Raw genomic sequence first — 737 nt, forward strand, 5'->3', positions numbered from 1 at the left:
ATATGAGTAAAATATTTTGCTACCTAAAGATTGCAATACTCTTCCAATACTTTTATCTTGTATAACAGTTTTTGTTTCTTCGTAATTCTTATAGTCGTCGATCATGTATGTTTTTTTATCCAAATGGTCACTAACAATTAATCTTCCGTCCTCCAACGCCCATAGACTAGGTGTAGTCGATTTAGTAGGAAGATAGTGTCTAATACCTGTTGATCTTTCAAGAATTGCAGGTTTACTATGCCATGATGATGTGTTATATTTTGTTGTTTCTATAAATGCAATATCCCCACTTCCCTTAAAATAGGAATATTCGGTTTTGTTCATTGAAAAAATCCTTAGATAATTTTCACCATTTGGAGATTTTATTGACATGGTAGAATCATATTGACCGTAGCTATTATGGCTGTAGTACCAATTATCCTTACCAAAGAAAGAAGCACTATTTTTTACATCTCCAATGCCACCCTCAAGATTTATATTTACAAAAGAATCTGCTGTCCCTGTTTTTAATAAATCTAATAATATTTCTACTGAAAATATTTTGGTTAGAACATTACCGGAAAATACACTATATTCCATTTGAAGCATATTATTGGAATTTAATGCAAATCCGGTTCCGCCAAAACTACCAGTATCAAACCTTCCGCTTGTTATCATTGGATAAACTTTTTTTCCAAATTGACCGTTATTATTTGTTAAATCAACAATCCATACAACACCCTCTAAACCTTGTTTAT

At 31.6% G+C, this 737-nt stretch carries 1 protein-coding gene; it reads right to left on the reverse strand.

Annotation, left to right across the window (positions count from 1 at the left end):
• On the reverse strand, positions 1-737 hold a 737-nt coding region (locus AC1TPB_RS24905), incomplete at both ends, for a hypothetical protein (protein ID WP_482078952.1).

The organism is Paenibacillus sp. Y951 (assembly GCF_056786395.1).